The sequence below is a fragment of the Arhodomonas sp. KWT genome (assembly GCF_010993615.1).
Map to the genome: position 1 here is coordinate 1 of NZ_WNXE01000887.1, position 698 is coordinate 698.

General features: G+C 72.5%; 1 protein-coding gene. It reads left to right on the forward strand.

The genetic code is table 11. The features are described 5' to 3' along the window. Window positions 1-50: 50 nt before the first annotated feature. A partial coding sequence (locus G7A99_RS23075) for a CPBP family intramembrane glutamic endopeptidase (protein ID WP_163144385.1) occupies window positions 51-698 on the forward strand: 648 nt, incomplete at its 3' end.

Sequence of the window (698 nt, forward strand, 5' to 3'; positions counted from 1 at the left end):
CGTGACGTCATCGAGGGCGAGTTCCAGCGCAGGGATCCGCGGGACGGGCAGTGAGCGCCCGCTCCCGGACGCCGGGGCGGCTCGCCGCCCTGGCGGATCTGTGTCTCGCGCTGGCCCTGGTGCTCGCCGCGGGCAGTGCCGCGCCGCTGGTCGTCGCCGGGTTCGCGCCGGCGAGCGGGCTGATCGGCGTGGTCGTGGCGCAGGGCGTGGTGATCCTCGCCGGCCTCGCGCTGCTCTGCTACTGGCGCGGGGTCACCTTCACGGGGCTTGGCCTGGTTGCTCCCGGCTGGCGGGACGTGCTGCGCGGCGTACAGCTGCTGGTGGTCGTCTTTGCCGTCAACATTCTGCTGCGGCTGTTCGTCATGCAGCTCTTCCCGGACGCCGTCAGTGGCCAGCTTGCGCGCATCACCGAGCTCGGCAACCGGGTCGCCGGCGGGATAGGCGTGCCCGAGCTCCTGGGCCTGAGCCTGTTTATCGGCCTCTACGAGGAGCTGCTCGCGCGCGGCTTCCTGCTCCAGCGCGCCCGCGCGCTGCTCGGCGGCCTGTGGGGGCCGGTGCTGCTGTCCTCCCTCCTTTTCGGCCTCGGCCACGTCTACCAGGGGGCGTTCGGCGTGATCCAGACCGCCCTCGTCGGTGCCATACTCGCCGTCGCCGTCCTCCGTTACGCCAGCCTCTGGCCCGCCATCATCGCCCACGCG